1 protein-coding gene is annotated in these 2028 nt (G+C 75.3%); it reads right to left on the bottom strand.

What is annotated here, in order from left to right:
* Positions 1-173 precede the first annotated feature (173 nt).
* Positions 174-1697 (bottom strand): cellulose binding domain-containing protein, encoded by a 1524-nt coding sequence (locus tag ACFV0G_RS38740; RefSeq protein ID WP_380558411.1) that lies wholly within the window; start codon positions 1695-1697, stop codon positions 174-176.
* Positions 1698-2028 lie beyond the last annotated feature (331 nt).

Below are 2028 nucleotides of genomic sequence, written 5' to 3' on the forward strand. Positions count from 1 at the left end.
CCCCCCCCCCCCCCCCCCGCGGCGCGCCCCCCCCCCCCCCGCGTCCGTTCGGGCGGAATGGGGCGTGCGCTCGGGGGCACTGCTGCTGGGGGTGCGGCCCCGACGGGCACGCGCGGGCCCGTTCGGACGGATGGCCCGCGGCCGGCCCCCTCGACCGGCCGCGGGCCCGGTGGTCAGCCGGTGTAGGCGCCCAGCGCCCGGGTGAAGGCGAGCGGCTGCTGGTCGATGCTGCTGCAGGTGGCGTCTGCGAAGGACTTGGCGCCGCCGGCGCAGGCCTTGTCGCGGGTGCCGGACCACATGGCCAGCCAGGCGAGGTGCTTGCTCTTGGCGAAGTCGGCCAGCTGGGTGGCGTCGGCGACCGTGAACACCTCGGTGCTGACGTCGTTGACGCCGATCATCGGGGTGACCGCGACCTTGGACCAGGCGGCCGCGTCGTCGAGGCCGAGGACGCTCTTGACCTGCGCCTGGGTGGCGGTGGCCGCATCGATGGCGTACTTCCCCATCCGGCCCTGCGGGTTGGGGGCGACGCCGTCGCCGAAGTCCATCGCCATGATGTTGACGGCCCCGATCTGGACGCCGCCGCTCTTCGCGCCGGACACCAGGTTGATGCCGTCCTGGGTGAGGCCGCTGGGCAGCGCCGGGAGGGTGAAGGAGACGTCGAGGGTGCGGCCCTTGGCCGCGGCGTTCTTCTGGAGCTGGGCGATCGCCTGGGCGCGGCGGCCGTTGGCGGCGGTGTCGGCGAGCGCGCCGCCCTCGATGTCGAAGTCGACCTTGGTGAGGCCGTAGGCGTCGACCGCCTTCTGGTAAGCGGCCGCCAGGTCGGCGGCGGAGGAGCAGGCGGCGGCCAGCTCGCTGCCGTTGGCGCCGCCGAAGGAGACCCGGACGTCGCCGCCGGCCGAGCGCAGCGCGCCGATCTGGGCGGCCACGGCGTCGGTGGAGAGGTCGCTGACGCCGCCCCACTTGGGGGTGCAGCCGCCGCCGGAGACGATGAACGCCAGGTTGAAGGTCTTCACCCCGGTGGACTTGGCGGTGGCGACGAGGTCGAACGGCGGGTACAGCGAGGTGTCGACGTACGGGGCGAAGCGGCCGCCGCCGGCCGGGGCCGGGGGCACCGTCGCGGTGGGGGTCGGCGTGGCGGTCGGCTTGGTGGCCGTCGGCGTGGGCTTGGGCGGGGCCGTGGTGGGGGTGGCCGACGGGGTGGGTGCGGCGGTGGTCGGGCGGCCGGAGGGGGTGGGGGCCGGGCCCGTCCCGGTGGCGCACGAGACGTTGTTGATCATGCAGTGCGCGGGCTCGGCCTGGGCGCCGCCGGAGCCCTGCACGACGAAGCCGACGTTCACGGTCTTGCCGGGCTCGAGCCGCTTGTTCCAGGCCTCGGGCTTGACGGTGACGTGCTGCCCGGAGGCGGTGAAGCCAGCGTTCCAGAGCGAGGAGATCTTCGCCCCGGCCGGGAGGTCGAAGCTGAGCGTCCAGTCGTCTATCGCGGCGGAGGCCGGGTTGGTGACCAGGTACTGGCCGGTGTAGCCGGTCTCCCAGGCGCTGGTGCGGCTGTAGACCGCTCCGAGCGAGGCGGCGCCCGCGCTGGAGGCGAGGACGGCGACGCCGCCTCCGGCGATGACCGCGGCGGCCACCGCGGAGCCGATGATCTTGCCCTTGCTGCTGCGGCGGTGCCCGCGGCTTCGGGTGGGCTGGCTCGGCATGTCGGCGTACCTCCGCTGGACGGCTGGACGCCCGGATCCCCGTGACCCGGACGCCGCTGACGCTAGCGGGCCGCGGAGGGGGTGAATCCGCTGCTCAGGGAGGCGTAGAGCTCTCTTAGGGCGTTCTTAAGCCGGGCGGCGCGGAGGACCCGGATCGGTCACACGGCGTACCCGGGAGCACCGTTCTCCGTACGCCCGCGGCCGGTCCGGAGGCCGGTGCGGGGGCGTCCCGGCAGGTCGGCGGGTCAGCCGGCGGCGCCGCGGCGGGGGCGGGGCCCAAACCGCGGGGGGGGGGGTGTGGGGTGGGGGCGGCGGGTGGTGTGGTGGCACA

The organism is Kitasatospora sp. NPDC059571 (assembly GCF_042735675.1).
GTDB lineage: Bacteria > Actinomycetota > Actinomycetes > Streptomycetales > Streptomycetaceae > Kitasatospora.